Origin of the sequence: Inquilinus limosus (assembly GCF_002195995.1) — a bacterium.
Taxonomy (GTDB): Bacteria; Pseudomonadota; Alphaproteobacteria; order DSM-16000; family Inquilinaceae; genus Inquilinus; species Inquilinus limosus_C.
Genome location: NZ_NHON01000079.1, coordinates 1 through 22,888, shown reverse-complemented (window position 1 = coordinate 22,888; position 22,888 = coordinate 1). Strand labels below are relative to the sequence as shown.

Sequence of the window (22,888 nt, the reverse complement as noted above, 5' to 3'; positions counted from 1 at the left end):
GCCGTTAACGACGCGATGCCGCCGGCATGAAGCCGCCGATCGATCGATTCGCCGTGCTGGAGTTCGAGAGCGCCGCCCATCTGACGCTGACGCTGCTGGGCCAGGTGCGCGACGGCCGGATGACGCCGATCGAGCTCGCGATCTGGCTGCGACAGCTGATGCTGCACAAGCACGAGCCGCTGTCCGACAATGAGAAGAGCGCCATGGTCTGCACCCTGGTGGTCGCGCTGCTGGATGACGAGGGGCTGGACCTCTCGCCGACGGAGTTGATGGAGGTGCTGGACCGTTCCGAGCAGGCGGACGCGATCGGCCGGCTGGTCTGACACAGGCCCGCGGTGCGGCGGGACCAGCTAGGGCGGCGCCTGCACCTCGGTCGGCCGATGGCCCAGCGCGGCGGCGATCAGCCGGTACTTGACCCGGGCGTTGGTCATGTCACGGAAGTAGTTGACCAGATCGCCCCAGGGGTCATTGACCCGGTTCAGCCCCGAGATGAAGGCGACGACGGTGCCGACCTCGGTCCGCCCCTGGATCACGAACCAGCCGCCGACGAACAGGATCCCGATCACGCCGAGCTGGTGCAGCAGGTTCATCAGGAAGTTCATGCCGAACTTGCGGCGGAAGATCTGCATGTTGAGGCTGTAGATGCGGTCGACCTGGCGGCGATAGGGCGCGTGTGCCCGCGGCCCGCGGCGGTCCGCGGCCTCGTCGACGATCTCGACGCTGAGCCGGCGCAGCACCCGGATCCGCCGCTCGGTGCGGCGGTTGATCGCCTTCTGCAGGAAGGGGATGAACAGGAATTGCGGAAAGAACAGCAGCACGGCGACGGCCGCCATCCAGGGCTGCAGCACCAGCATGTAGCCGAACACGGCGATCAGCAGCCCGCCGTTCAGCACCGCGTCGGAGACGCTGGCGCCGATGAAGCCGCCGACGGCCTCGACCTCCGAGACGATGATGGCGATGTCGACGCCCTCGCGGCGCGGGGCCGGATGCGCCGCCCCTCCGTTCGAGGCCGGGCTCAACTGCAGCCGCAGCCGCCGGTTGGCCGCCTCGCTGACCGATCCGCGATAGACGTTCAGCAGGAGCTTGAGCCCGCCCTGCGCCAGCACCGTCGCGACATAGAGAAGGGCCAGCAGGGCGAGCTGCATGAGGGCGTGCTTCGCCAGGGCACCGTTGACGATGCGCCGCTGCAGCTCCAGCGGCACCAGGTCGAGCAGGAATACCGCCACGGCCAGGATCGACAGGAAGATCTGGTCCCGCCCGCTGACCCGCCAGATGTAGCGGTAGAGCCCCTGAGGCATGGGCAGGGGCTATTTCTTCGACGCGTGCTCGGGCTTGCCCTTGCGCTTGGTCGAGGCCAGCTCGTCGAGCTGCTTCTCGCTCATCGATTTGTACATCGACTTCGACGCGCCTTTCAGCTCGCCGACCTTCTGCTCACCGCGCTTGGCGGCCAGGGCCGCCCCGGCGGCCTTCTGCTGCGCCTTCGATTTCGCCGGCATGGCCGGGCCTCCGCAAGAATGGATGTCGGAATCGGGAACAGCAGGCCGCCTGGGCTGGTTCCGATGCCATTCGGCGTCACGGCATCATCCGGAACGCCCGGATCGCCGCCCCCGTTGCCATCGTACAGTCCGTCCCAGACAGGGAGATCGGCCATGAGGACCGTCCTCGTGTTCTCCACCGCGGCCCTCGCGGGTGCGCTCGCGCTCGGGGGATGCGGCCGAGAGAGCGAGCCGCAGCAGGTGCTGGCGTCATTGGCGCCGTCGTCGCAGATCGATCCCGCCAACTACGTCCAGACCGCCGGGATGAGCGATCTGTTCGAGGTCGAGGCCGGGAAGGTCGCGACCCGGCGGGCCCGCAGCAGCGAGGTCCGCGGCTTCGCCCGGATGATGGTGAAGGACCACACCGCGTCCACCCGGAAGATCCGTGACGCGGTCGCCGCCTCGAACCTGGGCCCGCCGCTGCCGACCGCGCTCGATCCGCAGCATCAGGAGACGCTGGCGGGGCTGCGATCCGCCTCCCGCGCCGATTTCGACCGCCTGTACATGGAAGGCCAGGTGGAGGGGCATCAGGAGGCACTGAAGCTGCAGCAGAGCTACAGCGAATCTGGCGGCGATCCCAACCTGAAGGCGGTGGCGTCGGAACTGGCACCGATCGTCCAGCATCATCTTGACGAGGCCCAGACCATCCTGTCCGGCCTGCGTTGAGGCAATGCGCGTTTCCTAGCCCGGCGAGTGGACGAGCTGCTCGATCACGGCGGCCACGCTGTCCGTCTCGAGCGGCTTCCTGATCACCGGCGCCTTGAAGCCGTCGAGGTCGGGGTCGGCGTAACCGGTCATGAAGGAGAAGGGGATGCTGCGCCGCTGCAGCATCCGGGCCACCGGAAAGACCCGCCGACCCTGGTCGAGACGGACGTCGAGCACGGCGGCGTCGAGGTCGTCGGTCTCCGCCAGGCGCAGGCCGCCCGGCCCGGACGGCTGGACCGTCGCCCGTGAAGTGCGCGCGATCCATCCCGGCATCCGCGTCATCTATACCAGCGGGCAGGCCGGTCCGGAGGAATGCGCCCGGTTCGGCGTGCCGCGATCCCGGCTGCTGCCGAAGCCCTATACCTCGGACGAGCTGGCCGCGGTGATCGCCGAAGCCGCCGCCGATCCCACATAGATCGGGTTGCACAGCGCCCGGCGCAGCGGCTGGGCCGCGATGTCCTGGCGGGTGATGCCGGCGGGCAGGCTGCGGCCGTCCAGCGCCTGCAGGAACTCCGCCTCCAGCCGGGGACGGCTGGCGACGGCGATGATCTCGGCGCGCAGGAAGCGGTCGGGTGAGGGCAGGGTCAGCCGGCCTATCCAGTCCTCCGCCGGGATCTCCTGCTCCGCAACCATGCCGCCGGCGTCGATCCAGACCAGCCGGTCGCCGGCCGCGCCCCGCACCTCCGCCTCGACGGTCCAGTCGGGGCCGCCGAGACGGGTGCCGCCCATCGGCACGCCGCCGGTGGTGACGGCGAGATGCGGCCCGTCCGGCCCCTCGGTGACATAGCCGCGGCCGGCGCGCAGCGCCTTCAGTATCGCCTTCTCAGACAGCTCCGGCAGCCACAGCGCCGTGGTCGGCCGGCCGAGGCCGAGCGGGCCGGGCGGGGCCAGCGCCGCCGGCTGATGCCAGTCGCTGCCGCCGATCAGCGAGATGCGGCGGCCATCCCGAAGCCTGTCGTCGTAGCGGGCCAGCGAGATCCAGTTGCCGGCGAACCAATGCGACTGCCAGACCTCCATGCAGTCCACCGCCGGCAGCTCGTGCCGCCAGGGGATCGGCGGCTTGTCGTGATTGATCGACAGCAGGCCGCCGGCGCGGCGCACCGCCTGCGCCAGCCGGTGCGAATCGGCCGGCGCGGTCATCCGGAAATCGATCCAGCCCTCGGCGCCGAAGACATTGGCGTGGCCCTCGGCGGTGGTGATCTCCTCGCCGCGGATGAAGAGCAGCTCCGGGGTGCTGCGCGGGGCGAAATAGCGGCGCTGGGTGATGGTGTTGTGGTCGGTCACGGCCAGGAAGCGCAGCCCCGCCTGCCGCGCCGCCTCGTGCAGCAGCTCCGGCCCGCCGCGCGCGTCGCTGTGATGGGTGTGGCAATGCAGGTCGCCGCGATACCAGCCGGGTGCCCGGTGGCGAATCTCGGCCGCAGGCTCGGGCGTCCAGGCGGGGCGCGGCGCGCCGTCGAGCCGGACGGTCAGCGCCACCTCGGCCCCGTCCGGCGGCACCCGGTAGAGGCCGAGCAGGATGGTCCAGGTGCCGGCCGGGATCGGCCCCGGTACATAGCCCGGGGTGGCGTCGTCGGTGGCGACGAAGAAGCCGTCGCGGGCGCCGCCGCTCCAGCCGCGGAAGCCGTCCGGGCTGGGAAAGGGGCCGGCATGCGGGTCCATCAGGCCGAGATCGATGATGCAGTCGCCCGCCTTGGCATAGGCCATCGCGATGTCGATCCGGGTGGTGCCGGGCGGCACCTCGACCGGGACCGGACGGTAGGGACCTTCCACGGCCGTCACATGGACGGCCAGTGTCCGGGCCGGGGTCATGGCGCCTCCTGCGGGCCCGGAATGCGGTAGCCCTCGGCGTCGAACAGCGCCAGGTCCTCCGCCCGGAAGCCGAGCCGGACCGTGCGGTCCAGCCGCAGCGGCTCGTCGCCGAAGATCCGGGCGGTGACCCGCCGGTCGCCCGGCAGCAGCATCGTCACCAGGCTTTCCGGCCCCATCCCCTCATTGGCGAAAAGCTCGCCGGACAGGCGCCAGCCGGGCTCGTCGCCGGCGATGCGCAGATGCTCCGGCCGGATGCCGAGCGTCAGAGTGCCGCTGCGGTCGATCGCCCGGTCCAGCGCGTCCCAGAGGGGCAGGGGCGGGGCCTCCATCCCCTCGGCGGCCAGCACCGCCGCGCCGTCATGCCGGATGGCTTCGACCGGCACCAGGTTCATCGGCGGGTTGCCGACGAAGCCGGCGACGAAGGTGGTGGCCGGGCGGCGATAGACCTCGAGCGGCGGGGCGTATTGCACCACCTGTCCCGCCTCCATCACCGCCACGCGGGTGGCCAGCGCCATCGCCTCGGCCTGGTCGTGGGTGACGTAGATCGCGGTCATGCCGATGTCGCGCTGCAGGTGGTTCAGGAAGGCCCGCGCCTCCAGCCGCAGCTTGGCGTCGAGGTTGGAGAGCGGCTCGTCGAACAGATAGACCTGCGACGGATGCACCAGGGCCCGGGCCAGCGAGGCGCGCTGCTGCTGGCCGCCGGAGATCTGCGACGGCAGCCGGTCCAGCAGATGGCCGATCTGCAGGATGTCCGCCACCTCCTGCGTCCGGCCGCGCCGGGCCTCGACCGGTGCGCCGCGGACCTTCAGCGGATAGCCGATGTTCTGGCCCAGCGACATGTGCGGATAGAGGGCATAGTCCTGGAACACCATCGACAGGTTGCGGTCCCGCGGCGGCTTGCGGGTGACGTCGGCGCCGCCGATCAGGATTCGGCCGGCCGTCGGCTGCTCCAGCCCCGCCACCATGCGCAGCGTCGTGGTCTTGCCGCAGCCGGACGGGCCGAGCAGGCAGACGAAATCGCCGTCGCCGATGTCGAGGTCGATGTCGCGCACCACGGTGAGATCACCGAAAGCCTTCTGCACCTTCTCCAGCGTTACCGAAGCCATGCGATCTCGCTCATGATTTGATCCCGCCGAAGAAGCGGAAGCCGAACTTCCAGCTGACGAAGAGGTAGAGGGCCACCACCGGCGCAGAATAGACCACGGCATAGACCGAGAGCAGGGTGACCACCGGCGTCCCGGCCTCGGAGTAGTAGGAGTAGATCGCCAGCGCCGCCGGCATGCGGGATTCGCTGCGCAGCAGGACGAAGGGGATCAGGAAGCTGCCCCAGATCTGCACGAAGGCCCAGACGGCCACGACCACGACGCCGGGGCGGATCACCGGCAGGGCGACGTCGAAGAAGGCGCGCAGCGGCGAGGCGCCGGCGACCAGCGCCGATTCCTCGTAGGTGCGCGGCAGCCCGTCGATGAAGTCGCGCAGGATGAACATCGCGGTGGGCAAGAGGCCGCCGGCGAAGACCAGGATCACCGCGATGTGCGTGTCGACCAGGCCGATGGCGCTGACGATCAGGAAGATCGGCACCATGGCGGCGGAGCCGGAGACGACCGAGGAGAACAGGAGCAGCAGATAGGTGATGGCGCCCTTGCCCGGCACCGGCGCGCGCGACATCGCATAGGCCGCCAGCGTCGCCGCCGCGGTCACCAGGGCGACGCCGCCGACGCTCTGGATCAGGCTGTTCAAGAGCGCCCGCATGGCGAAGCCGTTCTCGAACGCCTTGGCGAAGTTGCCGAGGGTGAACGGGTCCGGCACCGCCAGCCCCAGCTCCGCCCGCGCGTTGAACGGCGCCAGCAGGAACCACAGAAGGGGCAGGGCGAAGACAAGGCCGATCAGCGCCGCCAGGCCGGCAAACAGGATGCGCAGGAGGAGGGGGCGCAGCGGCATCTCAATGCTCCGCCGCGGCCCSGCGGCGCCGGGCCAGGCCGAGATAGACCAGCGCGAAGGCCAGGTTGATCAGCATGATGACGACGCCGACCGCGGCGCCGCGGCCGAACTCGAAATGCTTGAAGGCCAGCTGGTAGGTGTAGATCGACAGGATCTCAGTGCGGAAGGACGGGCCGCCGCCGGTCAGGAGGAACGGCGTGAACACGTTGAAGGTCCACATCGTCACCAGGATCAGGTCGGTCACGACATGGCCGCGGATCAAGGGCAGGGCGATGTCGCGCAGCTTCTGCCAGGACGAGGCGCCGACGACATTCGCGGTCTCGAAATAGCTCGGCGGGATCGACTGCAGCGCCGAGGAGAACAGCATCATCGAGAAGGCCGTGCCGCGCCAGGTGTTGAACACGACGATGGCCAGGAACGGCATTTCCAAGAGCCAGTCCGGCCGGGGCAGGCCGAGCGCGCCGAGGAGGCCGTTGAGCGTGCCGGCGTCGCGGTCGAGATAGGCGAACCAGGCGAAGCCGATCACCACCTCCGGCAGGATCCAGGCCGCCACCACCGCCGCCTGCACCGCGGCCTTCAGCGCCGGCGGGATATTCTGCAGCAGCCAGGCCAGCAGCAGGCCCAGCAGCGCCTGGCCGATCAGGGCGGAGAACAGCACGAACTGGATGGTCAGGATCAGCGAGGCACCGAACTCGCCGGGCGCGAAGAACGACCCGCCGTCGAACAGCGAGGTGTAGTTCTGCAGCCCGACGAAATCCGGATGCAGCGCGGTGCGGCCCAGCAGGGTGCGGTTGGTGAAGCTGACCGCGATGATCCAGAAGAACGGAACCACGACGAACAGCCCGACCAGCACCCCGGCCGGCACCATGAAGGTCGCCCCGGTCCGGGCGGAGAGCAGGGTGGGGCGGTTCATCGGTGGGCCTGCGGTGGAATCGGCAGCCGTTTTCCCTTCTTGTCATCCTCGGGCTTGACCCGAGGATCCAGGAGCGGCCAGAGCGGCTCTTGGTGGCCCCTGGATTGCCGGGTCAAGCCCGGCAATGACAATGAGGGAAGAGGGCGGGCGAGCCCCACCATCAGCCCTTGCCGACGGTATTGGCCTCGCCGACGATCTTCTTCACAGCGGCGCCGTAGCGAGCCATGGCCTCCTCCGGCGTGGCGTTGCCGGAGACCACGGCCTCGGTCATGCGCTGCAGCTCGGCCGAGACCTTGTCGTAGTTCGGGTCGTTCGGCCGGGCCGTGGTGATCGGCATCAGCGCCTTGGCCGTGTCCTGCAGGAAGGTGGAGTTCGGTACCGGCACGTCGTCGCGGATGCGGATCCGCTCCTCGAAGCCCTGATAGGCGGTCAGCGCGTCCCGGCTGTTCATGAAGGCCAGCAGCGCCCAGGCCTCCTTCGGGTTCTGCGTGTTCGGGTTCAGCACGAAGCCGGTGCCGCCGGAGATGGTGACGAAGTCGCGCCCGTCCAGCCCGCGCCCGGCGGCCTCCGCCGGGATCTTGGCCCAGCCCATGGTCCTGTCCCGGTCGGCTACGGCGAACTCGCTGCCCGGCGCGGTGACCGAGCGGTAGAACCAGTCGCCCTCGACCAGCATGGCGGTCTTGCCGTCGCGGAAATTGGCGAAGCTGCGGTTGCGGCCGTCAGCCAGCAGCTGGGCCCGCTGGTCGCCCAGCTTCTCATCGACATAGATCGTCCTATACAGCTTCAGCGCCGCCAGGATCGCCGGGCTGCCGGTGATCCATTTGCCGTCCTTGTCCTGCAGCGCCTCGCCAGCGCCGAGCAGCAGCGGATAGTAGCCCTGCATGGTGGTGGCCTCGCCCATCGACACCCCGGCGTTGATCTGCAGCGGGAAGCTGTCCGGGTCGGCCTTCTTCAAGGCGCGCGCGGCGGCCAGCAGCTCGTCCCAGCTGGCCGGCTGCCAGCCCTCGGCCTTCAGCCCGGCCTTCGCGAACAGGTCACGGCGGTAGAAGATGACGCGGACATCGGTGCCCTCGGCCAGGCCGTAGCGCTTGCCCTGGTAGGACATCAGCGCCTGGGCGCCCGGCGAGATGTGCGACCAGCCGTCCCAGCCATCGACCTCGGAGCCGGCGATCTCGTCGAGCGGCTTCAGCAGGCCGCCCTCGACGAAGCTCGGGATCAGGAAGCCGTCGAAGCTGGAGACGTCGGCCCCGGCGCCGGTGGAGAAGTCGAGCGCCAGCTGCTGCGTCAGCTGCTCGTCGGTGCCGCCGAAGCTCTTCAGCGTCACGGTGTTGCCGGCGCCGGCCGGAGTCTTGGCGAATTCCGGGATGACCCAGGTCTTGATCCAGGTCGCCAGCTCGGTGTTCACGCCGCCCTCGACGCAGCGGCAGACGATCGACAGGTCGGCGGCGTGTGCCGGCGCGCCCCAGGACAGGGTCGCGAGCAGTCCGGCGGCGGCGAGACTCCCCAGGCGATGTGCGGTCATGCGCTCTCGTCCTCCCCTTGGCGGCGCATCCTTCGGGCGGGATGCAACTCTGGCCAGAAGTGAACACGCTTTCAGTTTTCCGTCAATCTGGATCGGTTCGCTTGCAGCGTTCTGCCCGACGATCATTAAAATGCTAACAAATTAGCCAAATCTGCGCGTGGCCAAGCTTGACAGCCATGTATCGTCCGCCCAGTGTGAATGAAAGCGATTTCAGTCGATTTGAGGCGCCGGTGGCACGCGAGGACCAGCCCAGGGGACAATCCATCGCCGAGATCGTGGCGGACCGGGCCAAGGTGTCGCGCGCCGCGGTGTCCCGGGCCTTCAATCCGAAGGCGCCGCTCAGGGCCGACAAGCGCGAGCTGGTGCTGCGCATCGCCGAGGAGCTGAACTACGTCCCCAACATGGCCGGTCGGGCGCTGGCGACGCAGCGGTCGCATCTGGTCGGCGTGGTCGTGCCGCATGTCTGCAGCCCCTGGGAAAGCCTGGAGATCGACGCGCTGACCACGGCGCTGCAGGACCGCGGCTTCGCCACGCTGCTGTTCAAGACCCGGATCGATCGCAGCCTGGACCCGAAGCTGCTGTCCTATATGCGGGCCTACAACCCCGACAGCGTGGTGGTGTTCACCGAGAACGTGCCGCCGGACCAGCTGCACCGCGCCTTCGACCAGGCGGTGCCGGTCTATGTCGACTATCCGAACGAGGCCACCGACCCGGGGCCGCCGCCGGAATCCGGGATGCATCGCTTCGACTGCCTGCGGGTGCTGCAGCGCGACGGCATCGAGCAGGCGGTGGCGCTCTTGTCCGGTTTCGGCCGCCGGCGCTTCGCCTATCTGGCCGGCAACCCGAAGGCGCAGGCCAACACGGCGCGGCTGCGCACGCTGCAGCAGGTGTTGGCGGCGCGCGGCCTGCCGCCGGCCGCGGTAGTGGACGGCGATTTCAGCTACCAGCGCGGCCATGACGCCACGATCGAGCTGTTCCGGGCCGGGCCGGGGGCCGAGGCGGTGTTCGCCGCCAATGACGTCAGCGCCTTCGGCGCGCTCGACGCTCTGCGCCAGGCCCTTGGCCGGCGGGTTCCGGAAGATGTCAGCGTCGTCGGCTTCGACGACATCGATCAGGCCGCATGGCGCAGCTACGACCTGACCACGATCAAGATCGACGTGGAGGAGCGGGTGGCCACGCTGGTGCGGCTGATCCTGCAGCGCCTGCAGAACCGCGGTGCGCCGCCGATGACCGAGACGATCCGCACCAAGCTGGTCGTCCGCAGCACCGTGGGTTGATCCCATCGCGCCACCATGGATGAGACGATGACCGGCCGGACGATCCACCTTGTCTTCAAGACGCATCTCGACATCGGCTTCACCCAGCTGGCCGAGGCGGTGCGGCGGGAATACCATGAGGTGTTCATCCCGCGCGCGATCGACACCGGCGAGCATTTCTTCGCCGAGGACCCGGCGCAGCGCATGTTCGTCTGGACCACCGGCGCCTGGCTGATCTGGGACCATCTCGAGACCCAGCCAAGCGACAAAGTGCGGCGGCTGGAGCAGGCGATCGAGCGCGGGTTGATCCGCTGGCACGGCCTGCCGTTCACCACGCATACCGAGCTGATGTCGCCGGCGCTGTTCCGCGCCGGGATGTCCTATGCGCAGGAGCTGGACCGCCGCTTCGGCACCACCACCATCGCCGCCAAGATGACCGACGTGCCCGGCCACCCGCTGGGCATCGTGCCGCTCCTGGCCGAGGCCGGGATCCGCTTCCTGCATATCGGTGTCAATTCGGCCTCGACCCTGCCGGAGGTGCCGCCGCTGTTCCGCTGGCGCGCGCCGTCGGGCGAGGAGGTGCTGGTCGCCTACCAGAGCAGCTACGGCGCCACCTTCTTCCCGGAGGGGATGGGGCAGGGGCTCAGCTTCGCCCACACCTCGGACAATGTCGGGCCGCAGGGCATCTCGGCGGCGGCGGAATGCCACCGCGAGGTGCGGGCAGCAAATCCGGGTGCCGTGGTCCGTGCTTCCACCTTGGACGATTTTGCCGCCGCGATCTGGCCGGAGCGCGAGCGCTTCCCGGTGGTCGACCGCGAGGTCGGCGACAGCTGGATCCATGGCAGCGCCAGCGATCCGGAGAAGACGGCGCGGTTCCTGGCGCTGCAGCGGATCTACGACCGGTTCGCGGAGGAGGGGCTGGATGCCGGTCGGCTGGCCTTCGGCCGGCGCCTGGCGATGGTGGCGGAGCACACCTGCGGCGTCGACGTGAAGACCTTCCTGCGCGACGAGACGGCCTGGGACCGGCCGGAGTTCGAGGCGGCGCGGCGGCAGGACCCGCGATTCCGCTTCTGCGAGACCTCCTGGGCCGAGCAGCGCGGATATCTTGACGTGGCGCTGGCGGCGCTGTCGCCGGTCGACCGGCCGGCGGCGGACGATGCGTTGGCCAAGCTGCGGCCGGCCGATCCTGCCGTGGCGACGGCGCCGGTGGGCAGCGGCCTGATCGAGGCCCGGGCTGGCGGCTGGCGGCTGGGCATCGACGGGACGACCGGGACCGTGGCCCAGCTCACCGCGCCGGACGGCCGCGTGCTGGAGGGCATCGGCGGCAGCCTGATCGCCTATGCGTACGAGAGCTACGACGCCACCGATGTCGCCGCGCATATGCGGGGTTACCTGACGCAGCGCATCGAATGGGCGCTGCTCGATCACGGCAAGCCGGGGCTGGAGCGGGCACGGACCGCGCGCTCCGCCGTCTGGCGGCCGCGCCTGGCTGGGCTGGCGCAGGACGGATCAGGCCTGACGATGATGCTGGACATGCCGGAGGACGCTCGCGTCGTCTTCGGTGCGCCGCGCCGGGCGGAGCTGCGGATCGCGGCGGCGGAGGATGGCCTCGACCTCGTCTTGGTGCTGCGCGACAAGCCGGCGAACCGGATGCCGGAGGCCAGCTTTCTCAGCGTCATGCCGACTGATATTGAAGGCTGGGATTTCCGCAAGATGGGTCTGTGGCAGCCGGCCGACCGGATCACGCCGAAGGGCGGCGGACAGCTCCAGGCCGTGTCGGGCATCCGCGGCCGCCGGACGGACGGGCATGTCCTGTCGATCCATTCGCTCGACGCGCCGTTGGCGGCGCCGGCCGGCGCGCGCTTCATGCCGTTCGCTTCGGGCCTGCCGGATTTCTCCGCCGGGGTACGGATCAACCTGCACAACAACAAGTGGGGCACGAACTTCCCGATGTGGTGCGAGGGCACGCTGCCGTTCCGGTTCCACCTGCGGCTGACGGCCTGAGAAACCGCCGGGGAGGCGGCGTTTGCCGCCCCCGGACCGATATCCTTTAGTCGGATAATATATATTATGGAAAATCATAGATCGCCGGAAAACGCCGAAGGCTGGCCGCCCGGACAATCGCCCCTCGATCAGACCCTGGGCCGACGATGCCGCCATGGCTTCCGTTATCCGATCCGCCAGCAAAAAAGCACGCCGATGATCATCGAAATGCCACGAATCCTATTGAAACAATTGCGGTGTCGAGGCAGTCCGACGATCCGGACTGGGGGGGTGACACCATGAATGCCCGTCATTGGATCAAGCTGCTGGGCCTGATGGCCGCCCTGGCCGCTTCGCCGGCCCTGGCGCAGACCGCGATCCCTGCAGCCCCCGTGGCCGCGTCCGCCACCGTCGACCGGGACAAGCTTCCCGCCGCAGGCCAACACGACACGCTGCTGCGCGTGCTGCAGCCCGGCCGGTTCTCGATCCGGGTGAGCAGCCCCAGCGGCGTGGCGATCCAGCTGGTCGACATGCTGACCGGCCCGTCGGAGCCGTCCGGCGAGGCCGGGGTCGCCGACGGGCGGCTGGACGTGCTGCTCGACATCGGCACCTACAAGCTGCGGCTGTTCGGCGCCAAGGGGGCCGAGGGCGAGGCCGCGCTGACCGTCGCCCCCTTCCGCGAGGCCGAGGCGCCGGCCCTGCGCCCCCGCGACGGCGAGGTGCAAAGCGCGCCGCTGGCCGACCTGCAGCAGCGTTCCTTCTGGCTGGCTGTCGAGGTGCCGGGCTTCCTGCGCCTGGAAGCCGCGGGCCGCAGCCTGGCCGATCTGCGGTTCTGGCGGAACGGCACCGACCTGGTGCCGCAGGCCGGGCGCAAGCGGACCATCGAGCCGGTGGCCGGCCACCCCATGACCGATGTCGTCTTCGAGGGCAATCTGGAACCAGGGACATACTTGGTCACCGCCTATGGCGGCCCGGCCGCGACCTGGGCCGACGGCGACACGAGCCAGCCCTTCCACATCCGCTTCGGCGCCTCGGACGCGTTGCTGGCCGGCTGGGCCGGCGGCACGATCGGACCGTTCGGCCGCGACCTGTACCGGATCGACGGCGGCGCCCGTCTGTTCCGCCTGGCCCTGCCCGGCTCCGTCCCCGCCGGGCTGCGGGTGCTGGACGGCACGAGCCCCGTTTCCGGCGGCACGATCGACAGGAAAAGCCGCGAGCCGGCGACCTCGGCCTCGGCGGCCGCATCGGACTCCCCCGGCGACCGCGTGGTCGAGCTGACCGGCGCCGCCAGCCAGGCCTTCCAGCTGCGGGCGATCGAGACGCCGGCCAGCACGAGCGTGTCCAATCCCGGCGACTGGTGGGTCGCGGCCCCAACCGCCGGCTTCGGCGGCGACGAGCTGCCGGCCACACTGGCGCTGCTCCGCACCGAGAAGGACAAGCCGACCGTTACGCTCGGCAGCAACGCGCCGCAGGTCGGCCCGGGCGCGGCCTGGCGCCAGCGCTTCAACCTGCGCGGCCCCAGCACGCTGCTGCTGCATGTCACCGCCGACGGCCCGATCGCCCTGCGCAGCGAAGGCCCGGCCATCCGGCCGACGATGACCGTCCCCAGCGGCGGCGCGCAGGCGGCGCGGACCGGCGGCGCCACCCCGTCCTGGGATCTGGCCGCCGGCTGGTATGTGCTGAAGCTGGAGCCGATCGATGGCGCCAGCGGCATCCTCGATCTGACCGTCGGGCCGCCCGGGCTGGTGCCGCGGGACAACGCCCCGATCCAGCCGGCCGATCCGGTGGTCGGCTTCGGCCGACAAGCGCTGGCGGAGGGCCAGGCCCTGCGGCTGGTCGCCAACAGCGGCCCGCAGGCGCGGACCGGGCTGTCGGCCCGGCGCTGGCCGCTCGACCTCGCCGACGGGCCGCTGGCCGTGACCCAGGGCGCGGGCGAGCCGCTGAGCCTCTCGCTGAGTCATCCGGCGGACGGCACGCTGCTGCAGACCGAGGTCGGGGTCGGCACCACCGCGCTGAAGCCCGGGCCGGCCCCGGCCAGCGCCACCGGCGCCGACCTGACCCTGCCGGCGCCGGACAAGCCACGCACCGTCATCCTGTCCTGGCAGCCACCCGCGGCGCCGTTGCCGGACCCGGCCGTCACCCCGCCGCCGCCGCTGACCGCGCTGCAAGCCGGCAGGCCGGCCTGGTTCGACCTGGACCGCGACGCCGAGCGCAGCTTCGCCCTGACCGTCGCCGATGGCGGCCTGTACCGGGTCGAGACGCTGGGCCGGCTGCGCACCAGCGGGTCGATCGGCACCGCCTTCATCGATTCGCTGGGCGATGCCTCGGCCAATGGCGCCGGCCAGAACATGCTGCTGCAGCACTATCTGCGGGCCGGCCGCTACCGGGTCACCGCCAAGGCCGAGGACGGCGCCGGCCGGCTGGGCCTGACCGCCCGCCCCACGCCGATGCTGCCCGGCGCCGCCTTGGTGCCCGCCGGCACCGTGCGCGCCGCCCTGCCCGCCGGCAGCGGCATCCTGTTCCCGGTCGAGATCCCGGCCGACGGCACGTACCGGCTGGAGATCCTGGGGCTGGACCGCAGCTTCACCGCCCGGCTGGAGGATTCCGAAGGCTGGCCGCTGCTGGCCGCCGGCGACCTGTCGGGGACCGAGCAGGAATTGGCCGCCGGCCGCTATCGCCTGATGATCCTGCCCGAGGCGGTCGATACCCGCGTGGTGGCCCGGCTGACCAGGATCGAGCCCGAGGTCGCGCTGGAAGATCACGGCCCGCATCCCCTGCCCTTCGACGCCGACCAGACCTTCCAGTGGCGCGAGCCGGCGGGCCGCGAGGACCCGCGCACGCCCGACCAATGGGATTTCACCCTCGCCGGCCCGGCCAAGGCCAGCCTGAGCTTGAGCGATGGCATGGTCGCCGAGCTGCGCCGGCTGGACACGCCCGACGCCGCGCCCGTGGCCCGGTTCAGCGGCAGCGCCGGCTTCGAGGGCGCGCTGCCGGCCGGGCAGTACCGGGTCGAGGCGACGAGCCTGGGCCGCAACGACCGGCTGGACTACACCCTGTCGCTGCACACCGACGAGCTGCAGCTGGACACGGTGCGCGAGATCACCCTGCCGGCCACCGTGCCGTTCAGCATCGCCACCGACCGGGTGGTCAGCCTGACCAGCTTCGGCGGCATCGACGTCAAGGCCGTGCTGCGCGACGCCCAGGGCCAGGTGCTGGGCCGCTTCGATGACCGCGACGGCGACTGGAACATCGCCGCGTCGCAATACCTGCCGGCCGGCCGCTACACGCTGGAGCTCGCTCGGGTCGAGGCGGCCACGACCTCGAGCTCCGGCGATGACTCGAGCGACAACTCGGACGAGTTGGAGGATTCGGGCGACGGGTCCGGCCCGACCACCGAGCTGTGGCTATCGCTGCCCGCCGAGGACAGCGCCGCGGCCACGGCCCAGCCCTCCGGCACTGTCGAGCTGACCGGGCCGACCGTGCACCGGCTGGTGATGCCGGCCGCGACCGCGGGCAGCCTGATGGTCGCCGCGGCCAACTCCTCCGCCGAGCTGATGCTGGCGCTGGAGCGCCAGGGCGCCGACGGCAGCTGGGCCAGCGTGGCGATCGATCGGGGCCTGGCGCCCGCCGTCGCCGTGCCGGCCGATGGCGATGCGTCCAGACCATGGCGCGCCTCGGTCTGGACCGTCGATGGCGGCGGCCAGCCGGTGCGCTTCGCCGCCCGATTGGTCGAGGCCGAGCCGCAGCAGCCCGGCGCGGTCGCCCTGTCCCCGCTGGCGCTGGACGGCCTGCCGCAGACCCTGGCCACCACCCTGGTCGCCGCCCCCGGCGCCGGGCTGGAGCGGGTCGACGGCGCCGATCTCGATGGCGGGCTGTGGCAGGGCTCCGCCCCCGGCCAGGCACTGCGGCCGCTGACCGCGCCGGTGCTGGCGCCGCAATCCGACCGGCTGTGGCTACTGGGCCGCACGGCGCCGCCGGCCAGGCTGACACTGGCGCCGTTGGCCGCCGACCCGTCCCGCCCGACCATCCTGGACCTCGCCACCGGTGAGGCCGCAACCCTGCCGCCGCCGACGGCGCAGCCCGGCCGGCTGCGGGCCTGGCTGGCGCGCTCCGGCGACGGGCAGCCGGGCCTCGACGCCGGGCTCGGCATGGGCGTGGCGTCAGGCGATGCCTTCGCCCTCGGCGCCTCCACGACGCCGCTGACCATCCGCAACGCCGGCGGGGCCGGTGCCCTGCGGCTGGAGCTGACCGGCCTGGACCTCGCTTTGGCCGCCGAGCGCCGCGCCGATTCCGACCTGTCCGACACGCTGGCCCCGGGCAGCGCCCTGCCGGTGACCCTGCCCGCCGGGGCCAAGCGGCTGCGGCTGGATCTGCCCGCCGGCGTCGCCATCATCGCCGGCTGGCGCGGCCCGGATGCCGAGACCGCCTGGGCTGGCGACGCGCCGGCCAGTTGGTCGCTGGACGGCGCCTGGACCGACCTGCTGCTGGTCAACACCGGCACCAGGCCCGCGCCCGTCTCGCTGGCGCAGATCCCCGACCCGTCGCCCGCCCCGGCGCTGGCGATCGACCGGGTGCTGAAGCGCTTCTTCGGCGCCGAGGGTACGGTGCTGCTGCGGCTGCCGGCCGGCACCGGCCCGGGCCACCGCCTGATCGTGGCCGGCGCCGCCGATGCCACGGTGATCGGCCGCGACGGCCATGTCGCCAGCGGCCGCCGGATCCAGCTGACCGGTCCCGGCCTGGTGGTGCTGCGCCACGATGCCGGCCTGGTCGCCGCCTGGATGGAATCGGCCGAATACGGTCCCTGGCCGCAGCCGGAGCTGCAGGACGCGCCGCTGCCCGGCATCCTGCCGCTGGCTGGCGAGGCCATGACCCTGCGGGTGCAGTCGCCGCAGCCGGCGCTGCTGACCGCCCGCACAACGGCCCCGGTGATCCTGGCCGCCGACGGCGACGCGCCGGAGCTGTTCCCGGCCGGAGCCGAGTTCCATCGCTACCTGCAGGATGCATCGTTGCTGCATCTGTTCTCGCCGCAGGACGGGCCGCTGTCCGGCTCGATCGAGCTGGTGTCGACGCCGATCGCGCCGCTGGCCGAGGGCGTCGGCGACCCGGTCACCGTCGCGTCCGGCGGCACCGCCCTGTTCGGCTTCACGGTCGAGAAGGACAGCGATATCGGCATCGGCATCCGGGCCGAGCCCGACCGCGCCCGCGTCCGGCTGCTGGACGCCGACGGCAAGCCCCTGGGGGACGGGGTGGTGCAGATGCGCCACCTGGCGCCCGGCCGCTATCTGATCGAGGCGCAGGTGCCGCCCGATGCCCCGGCGACTTTGGTGCGGCCGGCGGTGGTCGGCATCACGGCCCGGCCGAGCGGGCCGCCCGAGGATGTGATCCGTGGCTATCTGGACCTGGCCGGGCTGGCCCCGGCGACCAATGCGAGAGGCAAGTGATGACCCGCCTTCCCCTCATCCTCGCCCTGCTCGCCTCGGTTGCCGCCCCGCTGGCCGCGCCGGCCGCCGCGCAGACGAACACGGCCCCGCCGGCAACGATGGACCAGATCCAGCGCGCCGACGGCGTGCAGGTGGTGCCGGAGAAGTTCCTGCGCCGTTGGGACCCGGTCACCGTGTTCTTCGACCATGACGCCGGGCCGCGCGACGGCGGAGCGGAGGATGACCCTGCCAAATTCGCCACGCTGTCGCCGGACCAGGCCGGCGCCTGGCAGTGGCTGGGGCCGCGTGTGCTGCAGTTCCGCCCGGCCGAGCCGTGGGAGCCGCTGCGCCGCGTCACCGTCACCTCCGCCGGCCACGCCACCACGCTGGTGCCGCTGCTGCCGACGCCGGTCGCCACCAGCCCGGCCGACCAGCCGGACGGCATCGCCGACCTGGACACGATCGGCCTGACCTTCGCCGACCCGGTCGACGTCCAGGCCCTGGCGCGCCTGCTGACCATCGAGCTGCGGCCCCTGCCCGGCTTTGACGGCCAAGGCAGCCAGCAGCTGACGTCGCAGGACTTCACCATCAAGGCGCTGGAGCGGGCGGACCGCACCGCCCAGCAGGGCTATGTCGTGACCCTGCGCCAGCCGATCCCGGACGGGCGGATGGCGATCCTGCGGCTGCGCCTGTCCGACGCCGCCGGGCTGGACGACCCGATCTTCGAGCTGCGGCTGCGCAGCGCCGCGCCGTTCACCGTCACCGACGCGTCCTGCGGCCGCAGCTTCCAGCAGGATTTGCAGGACGGCGTGCTGCACTGCAGCCAGCCGACGCCCTATGAGGGCGAGGAGGCGCAGCCGACCGGCGAGCGCCGGCTGCGCCTGCGCTTCTCGAACGAGCCGGAGGCGCTGGACGTGGTCCGCGCCCGCGACGTGCTCCGCATCACCCCGGCGGTGGACGACCTGGCGCTGGAGCCCGACGGCCGCGACCTGACCCTGACCGGCCGGTTCCTGCCGGACATGGTCTACACCCTGCGGATCGACCCCGGCAGCCTGAAGGATGTGCGCGGCCGCCCCCTGTCCGGCCCCGCCACCAATGCCCGCTTCGTGTTCCCGCCCGACCTGCCGGCCCTGGCCTGGGATGCCGGCCAGGGCATCAGCGAGCGGTTCGGGCCGCAGATGGTGCCGCTGCGCGGCCATGGCTATGACCGCGCCGACATCCGCATCCACCGCATCGACCCGCTGGGCCGCGACTTCTGGCCGTTCCCGGCGGAAGGCCTGACCACCCAGGACGACACCACCCCGCCCCTGGCCGGCAACGAGCCCTCGCCCTGGAAGGACGCGGCGGCGATCGACCGCGACGCGATGGCGGAACGGATCGCCGCGCTGGGCTCTCCCGCCGTGTCCGAGCTGGTGCCGCTGCCGTCGCTGCGCGGCGGCGTCTCCGCCAAGTTCGGCCTCGACCTCAAGCCGCTGCTGGCCAAGATCGCCGGAGCCAGCCAGCCCGGCACCTACATGGTCGGGCTGCGGCCGGTGGACGGTGCCGACCGGCGCTGGCTGCGGCTGCAGGTCACCGACCTGACCCTGTCCACGGTGGAGGAGCCGCAGCGCATCCGCTTCGCCGTGACCTCGCTGAACAGCGCCAAGCCGGTCGACGGCGCCGAGATCCGGCTGGAGGGCGTGCGCGACGACCAGTTCGTCACCCTGGCCCGCGGCGTCACCGGGGCCGATGGCGGCTTCACCTGGGCGCCGAAGGGCGCCTATGCCGACGAGCCGGAGATCCGGCGCATCGTCGTGACCAAGGGCACCGACACGCTGGTGCTGGAGCCGGAGAACGGCCCGGCGCAATACGCGCAGGAGAACTGGACCAAGCCGGACGAGAGCTGGCTGGCCTGGGGCTTCGGCGACGTCGCGGCCCGGCGCGAGCGGCCGCAGATGCTGTGCCATGTCTTCACCGAGCGGCCGATCTACCGGCCGGAGGAGGCGGTGGAGATCCGCGGCTTCGTCCGCTCCTATCTCGGCGGCGCCTTGTCCTTCGCCAACGGCAAGGGCGAGGTCGTGGTCAACGGCCCGGACGACCAGGAATGGCGGATGCCGGTGACGCTGGACGGCAATGGCGGCTTCTACCAGCGCTTCGACGAGACCACCGAGGCGACCGGCGATTACAGCGTGCGCTTCGTCGACCCCGACGGCGACGAATGCGGCCAGGTGCCGTTCAAGAAGGAGGCCTACAAGCTTCCGACCTTCGAGGTGCTGCTGAACGGCCCGGATTCGGCGCCGCTGGACAGCCAGATCCAAGTCTCGCTGCTGGCCCGCTACTTCGCCGGCGGCCTGCTGGCCGACCGCCCGATCAAGTGGCGGGTGACGCAGTTCCCCTACAGCTGGACCCCGCCGGGCCGTGAGGGCTTCCAGTTCTCCAGCGATTCCCGCTTCTCGGGCGAGCACGAGTTCCGCTCCACCCCCGTGCTGCAGCAGGACGGCAAGACCGATGCCGGCGGGTCGGCCCAGATCACGCTGGACCCGACGATCGAGCCCACCGCCCAGCCGCGCCGCTACGTGGTCGAGGCCACGGTGACCGGCGACGACGACATGCAGATCCGCAGCACCCAGCATGTGGTGGCGCTGCCGCCCTTCACCCTGGGGCTGAAGGTGCCGCGCTACCTGCCCAAGGCGGATGCGGTGGACCCGGAGATCCTGGCGGTCGACGCCGCCGGCAAGCCGCTGCCGGGCGTCGAGATGACGGTGAAGCTGATCCACCGCAACTGGAACTCGGTGCTGCAGGCCAGCGATTTTAGCCAGGGCTCGGCGAAATACGTCACCCAGGTGATCGACGAGACGATCGAGGAGCGCAAGGTCACCTCCACCGCCGACGTCCAAGCGCTGCACTTCGCCCTGCCGGAGGCCGGGGTCTACATCGTCTCGGTCGAGGCCGCCGACAAGATCGGCCGCAGCCAGTCGGTAAAGGTCGACCTGTTCGCCGCCGGCGACACGCCGGTGACCTGGTCGCGCCCGCCGGGGCAGAACGTCACCGTCACCGCCGACAAGGACGCCTACGCCCCCGGCGAGACCGCGACTCTGGTGATCGAGAGCCCGTTCCAGACCGCCCGCGCGCTGGCGATCGTGGAGGAGCCGGAAGGCCAGTTCCGCTACGACTGGGTCGACATCGCCAACGGCTTCGGCCGCTACGCCGTGCCGGTGCGCAAGGCGCAGATGCCGCGGCTGCCGGTGCATTTCCTGATCATGCGCGGGCGGCTGCCGGGCGACGGCCAAGCGGCCACCGCGCCGTTCGACCAGGGCAAGCCGGTGACGCTGGCGACCACCGCCTGGGTCAAGGTCACCCCGGTCGAGAACCAGGTGGCGGTGACGCTGGACGCGCCGCCCAGCGCCCGCCCGGCGCAGGAGATCGAGGTGACACTGCACCTGGCCGACCTGAAGGGCAAGCCGCTGGCCGGCGAGGCCACCTTCTGGATGGTCGACCAGGCGGTGCTGTCCTTGGCCAAAGAGCAGCCGCTGGATCCGCTGCCCAAATTCATCGTCGCCCGCATGTCGCAGATGGCGGCACGCGACACCCGCAACATGGCCTTCGGCGTGATCCCGCTGGAGGAGGTGCCGGGCGGCGACGAGGCGACCGACGAATGGGGGGTGGAGAACATCTCCGTCCGCCGCAACTTCAACCCGGTGCCGATCTACCTGCCGCATGTCCAGGTCGGGCCGGACGGCATCGCCAAGGTCAAGGTCAAGCTGCCGGACACGCTGACCGTCTACAAGATCCGCGCCGTGGTCACCAGCGGGCCGGACCGCTTCGGATTCGGCACCGGCGAGGTCAAGGTGCGGCAGCCGATCGTGGCCCAGCCGGCCCTGCCCCGCTTCGTCCGGCCGGGCGACAGCTTCGACGCCGGGCTGGTCGGCCGCGTGGTCGAGGGCCCCGGCGGCTCCGGCCGCGCCGGCATCAGCGTCGACGGGCTGACCGTGCAGGGGTCGAAGGACCGCGCCTTTGCCTGGGACGGCAACCGGCCGGCCAGGATCAGCTTCCCGGTCTCGGTGCCCGACCCGGCGCCGGGCCAGGACACGGCGAAGCTGCGCCTGCTGCTGCAGCGCGATGCCGACAAGGCCGGCGACGCGGTCGAGATCGCGCTGCCGATCCGGCCGGACCGGCCGCCGCTGCGCGAGCGCCGCATCGTCGAGCTGGCGCCGGGCGCGAAGCAGGACCTGCTGGCCGCGCCCGGCGACGTCCGCCCCGGCTCCTACTCCGCCTCGGTGGCGCTGGCGGCCGACCCGGCCCTTGTGCGGCTGGTCGCCGGGCTGAACGCCCTGGCCGACTATCCGTTCGGCTGCACCGAGCAGGTGATGGCGCTGTCCAGCTCCGAGCTGGCGCTGAAGCCCTACGCCCCGGTGCTGGCCGCGGCCGGGCTGCAGGACCGCATCTCGGCCGATGTGCAGAAGGCGATCCAGAGCATCATCCGCACCACCGACGAGGACGGGCTGGTCGGCTTCTGGCCGAAGTCGCGCGGCTCGGTGCTGCTGACCGCCGCGGCCTATGGCTTCCTGGTGCGGGCCGAGCAGGCGGGCGAGACCGTCGACCCCGCCCTGAAGGACCGGCTGGCCCAGGTGCTGAAGCAGGCGCTGCGCTCGGACTATCCGCGCTTCCTGACGGGCGAGGATATCCGCGAGCGGGTCGCCGCCCTGTCGGCCCTGGCCGCCGGCGGCGCCACGGACCCGGCCTATCTGGCGGAGCTGAGCCGCCGGGCCTCACTGCTGCCGCTGGAATCGCTGGCGCAGGTGACGGCGGTGGTCGCCGCCGAGCCGGACGCCGACCCGACCCGGGTCGCCGGGCTGCTGGACCAGGTGAAGGCCGGTGTCCGGATGCTGTCGCGCGACGGCCGCACGGTCTATGCCGGGCTGCAGGATCGCCCGGCCAACCCGATGGTGCTGCCGTCGGAGACCCGGACCCTGTCGGAGGTCCTGCTGGCGGTCGCGAAGGCCGCGCCGGAGGATCCGGTGGCGGGCGTGCTGCGCACCGGGCTGATCGGCCTCGGCGACGGCTCCGGCTGGGGCAGCACCAATGCCGATGCGGCGGCGCTGCGCGCCCTGGCGGCGGCGTGGGTGGCGCCGAGCGGGTCGGTGCCGGTCGCCGCCGCCCTGCCCGGCGGGGACAAGACCGGGACGCTGGGGCCTGACGCGCCGGTGCTGCGCTGGGGCATTGACCAGGCCGGGCCGGTCGGTGTGTCCAACCAGGGCGGCCAGCCGGTGGTGGCGCTGGGCGATGCACGCTGGCTGCCAAAGGCGCCGGGGTCGGAGGCGACGCCGGTGCAGGACGGTTTCGTGCTGACCCGGCAGCTGTACCGCGTGCCGGCCGATGGCCCGCTGGAGCGGCTGGACCCGGGCGGCGACGGCGCCATCCATATCGCCGCCGGCGAGGTGGTCGAGGAGGTGGCGGAGCTGGTCAACCCCGAGGCCCGCACCCAGGTCGCCCTGCGCCTGCCGATCGCGGCCGGCTTCGAGCCCTTGAACCCCAACCTGGCAACCGCGCCGGCCGAGGCCGTGCCCTCCGCCGCCCCGTCGGTGCCGCCGAGCTATGCCAGCTATGGCGACGACGAGGTGCGGGTGTTCTACGACCGGCTGGACAAGGGCACGCTGACCCTGCGCTTCCGGATGCGGGCGCAGGTGGCGGGCAGCTTCATCCAGCCGCCGGGCGAGGCCGAGATGATGTACCGAGCCGGTGTCTACGGCGCCAGCGCCGGCGCCCGGATCGTCGTCAGCCCGTAAGCGAACGACGATGAGCGCCCCCAGCCATCCCCAAAATAG

Annotated in this window: 14 protein-coding genes; 6 read left to right on the top strand and 8 right to left on the bottom strand. The window is 71.6% G+C overall.

The genetic code is table 11. From position 1 onward, the window contains the following. Positions 1 to 26: 26 nt before the first annotated feature. Positions 27 to 323, top strand: a complete 297-nt coding sequence (locus BWR60_RS28015; protein WP_088155203.1) for a hypothetical protein — start codon at positions 27 to 29, stop codon at positions 321 to 323. Between the two features lie 27 nt (positions 324 to 350). On the opposite strand, the gene BWR60_RS28010 is transcribed toward BWR60_RS28015, so the two are convergent. Both BWR60_RS28010 and BWR60_RS28005 read right to left on the bottom strand, forming a co-directional pair. Next, positions 351 to 1,298 (bottom strand): ABC transporter ATP-binding protein, encoded by a 948-nt coding sequence (locus tag BWR60_RS28010; RefSeq protein WP_088155201.1) that lies wholly within the window; start codon positions 1,296 to 1,298, stop codon positions 351 to 353. Positions 1,299 to 1,307: 9 nt separating this feature from the next. Then, positions 1,308 to 1,496, bottom strand: coding sequence for a DUF3008 family protein (locus tag BWR60_RS28005; RefSeq protein ID WP_034835350.1), 189 nt, complete (start codon positions 1,494 to 1,496; stop codon positions 1,308 to 1,310). Between the two features lie 153 nt (positions 1,497 to 1,649). Between BWR60_RS28005 and BWR60_RS28000 the strand changes: the two genes are divergently transcribed. After that, positions 1,650 to 2,201 carry a DUF4142 domain-containing protein gene (locus tag BWR60_RS28000; protein ID WP_179221979.1) on the top strand — a complete coding sequence of 184 codons (552 nt, stop codon included), beginning with the start codon at positions 1,650 to 1,652 and terminating at the stop codon, positions 2,199 to 2,201. 15 nt (positions 2,202 to 2,216) lie between these two features. Here BWR60_RS28000 and BWR60_RS27995 read toward each other — a convergent pair whose 3' ends face one another. The 6 genes from BWR60_RS27995 to BWR60_RS27970 all read right to left on the bottom strand — a co-directional run bounded on the left by BWR60_RS27995 (position 2,217) and on the right by BWR60_RS27970 (position 8,425). Continuing rightward, on the bottom strand, positions 2,217 to 2,513 hold the full coding sequence (locus BWR60_RS27995; RefSeq protein WP_088155197.1) for a hypothetical protein: 297 nt from the start codon (positions 2,511 to 2,513) through the stop codon (positions 2,217 to 2,219). 84 nt (positions 2,514 to 2,597) lie between these two features. Beyond that, positions 2,598 to 4,049 (bottom strand): CehA/McbA family metallohydrolase, encoded by a 1,452-nt coding sequence (locus BWR60_RS27990; RefSeq protein ID WP_088155195.1) that lies wholly within the window; start codon positions 4,047 to 4,049, stop codon positions 2,598 to 2,600. Next, positions 4,046 to 5,155, bottom strand: a complete 1,110-nt coding sequence (locus BWR60_RS27985) for an ABC transporter ATP-binding protein (protein ID WP_088155193.1) — start codon at positions 5,153 to 5,155, stop codon at positions 4,046 to 4,048. Before BWR60_RS27985 ends, BWR60_RS27990 begins: the two co-directional genes overlap by 4 nt. A gap of 10 nt (positions 5,156 to 5,165) precedes the next feature. Beyond that, complete coding sequence (locus tag BWR60_RS27980; RefSeq protein ID WP_088155191.1) at positions 5,166 to 5,990, bottom strand: carbohydrate ABC transporter permease; 825 nt, start codon at positions 5,988 to 5,990, stop codon at positions 5,166 to 5,168. A gap of 1 nt (position 5,991) precedes the next feature. Next, on the bottom strand, positions 5,992 to 6,903 hold the full coding sequence (locus BWR60_RS27975; RefSeq protein WP_088155189.1) for a carbohydrate ABC transporter permease: 912 nt from the start codon (positions 6,901 to 6,903) through the stop codon (positions 5,992 to 5,994). Positions 6,904 to 7,063: 160 nt separating this feature from the next. Continuing rightward, positions 7,064 to 8,425: an extracellular solute-binding protein gene (locus BWR60_RS27970; RefSeq protein ID WP_088155187.1), complete on the bottom strand. Its 1,362-nt coding sequence runs from the start codon at positions 8,423 to 8,425 to the stop codon at positions 7,064 to 7,066. 230 nt (positions 8,426 to 8,655) lie between these two features. Between BWR60_RS27970 and BWR60_RS27965 the strand changes: the two genes are divergently transcribed. The 4 genes from BWR60_RS27965 to BWR60_RS27950 all read left to right on the top strand — a co-directional run bounded on the left by BWR60_RS27965 (position 8,656) and on the right by BWR60_RS27950 (position 22,849). Then, positions 8,656 to 9,702, top strand: coding sequence for a LacI family DNA-binding transcriptional regulator (locus tag BWR60_RS27965; RefSeq protein ID WP_218823714.1), 1,047 nt, complete (start codon positions 8,656 to 8,658; stop codon positions 9,700 to 9,702). 27 nt (positions 9,703 to 9,729) lie between these two features. Continuing rightward, complete coding sequence (locus BWR60_RS27960) at positions 9,730 to 11,685, top strand: DUF5054 domain-containing protein (RefSeq protein ID WP_088155215.1); 1,956 nt, start codon at positions 9,730 to 9,732, stop codon at positions 11,683 to 11,685. Positions 11,686 to 11,963: 278 nt separating this feature from the next. Beyond that, positions 11,964 to 17,105, top strand: a complete 5,142-nt coding sequence (locus BWR60_RS27955; protein WP_088155183.1) for a hypothetical protein — start codon at positions 11,964 to 11,966, stop codon at positions 17,103 to 17,105. Further along, positions 17,105 to 22,849 (top strand): alpha-2-macroglobulin, encoded by a 5,745-nt coding sequence (locus BWR60_RS27950; RefSeq protein WP_088155181.1) that lies wholly within the window; start codon positions 17,105 to 17,107, stop codon positions 22,847 to 22,849. The genes BWR60_RS27955 and BWR60_RS27950 overlap by 1 nt, the downstream gene beginning before the upstream one ends. Positions 22,850 to 22,888: the final 39 nt, after the last annotated feature.

Excerpts from the sequence above, each read along its gene's own strand:
- BWR60_RS28015 (WP_088155203.1), top strand. The coding sequence starts at position 27 with ATGAAGCCGCCGATCGATCGATTCGCCGTGCTGGAGTTCGAGAGCGCC.
- BWR60_RS28010 (WP_088155201.1), bottom strand. The coding sequence starts at position 1,298 with ATGCCTCAGGGGCTCTACCGCTACATCTGGCGGGTCAGCGGGCGGGAC.
- BWR60_RS28005 (WP_034835350.1), bottom strand. The coding sequence starts at position 1,496 with ATGCCGGCGAAATCGAAGGCGCAGCAGAAGGCCGCCGGGGCGGCCCTG.
- BWR60_RS28000 (WP_179221979.1), top strand. The coding sequence starts at position 1,650 with ATGAGGACCGTCCTCGTGTTCTCCACCGCGGCCCTCGCGGGTGCGCTC.
- BWR60_RS27995 (WP_088155197.1), bottom strand. The coding sequence starts at position 2,513 with ATGCCGGGATGGATCGCGCGCACTTCACGGGCGACGGTCCAGCCGTCC.
- BWR60_RS27990 (WP_088155195.1), bottom strand. The coding sequence starts at position 4,049 with ATGACCCCGGCCCGGACACTGGCCGTCCATGTGACGGCCGTGGAAGGT.
- BWR60_RS27985 (WP_088155193.1), bottom strand. The coding sequence starts at position 5,155 with ATGGCTTCGGTAACGCTGGAGAAGGTGCAGAAGGCTTTCGGTGATCTC.
- BWR60_RS27980 (WP_088155191.1), bottom strand. The coding sequence starts at position 5,990 with ATGCCGCTGCGCCCCCTCCTCCTGCGCATCCTGTTTGCCGGCCTGGCG.
- BWR60_RS27970 (WP_088155187.1), bottom strand. The coding sequence starts at position 8,425 with ATGACCGCACATCGCCTGGGGAGTCTCGCCGCCGCCGGACTGCTCGCG.
- BWR60_RS27960 (WP_088155215.1), top strand. The coding sequence starts at position 9,730 with ATGACCGGCCGGACGATCCACCTTGTCTTCAAGACGCATCTCGACATC.
- BWR60_RS27955 (WP_088155183.1), top strand. The coding sequence starts at position 11,964 with ATGAATGCCCGTCATTGGATCAAGCTGCTGGGCCTGATGGCCGCCCTG.
- BWR60_RS27950 (WP_088155181.1), top strand. The coding sequence starts at position 17,105 with ATGACCCGCCTTCCCCTCATCCTCGCCCTGCTCGCCTCGGTTGCCGCC.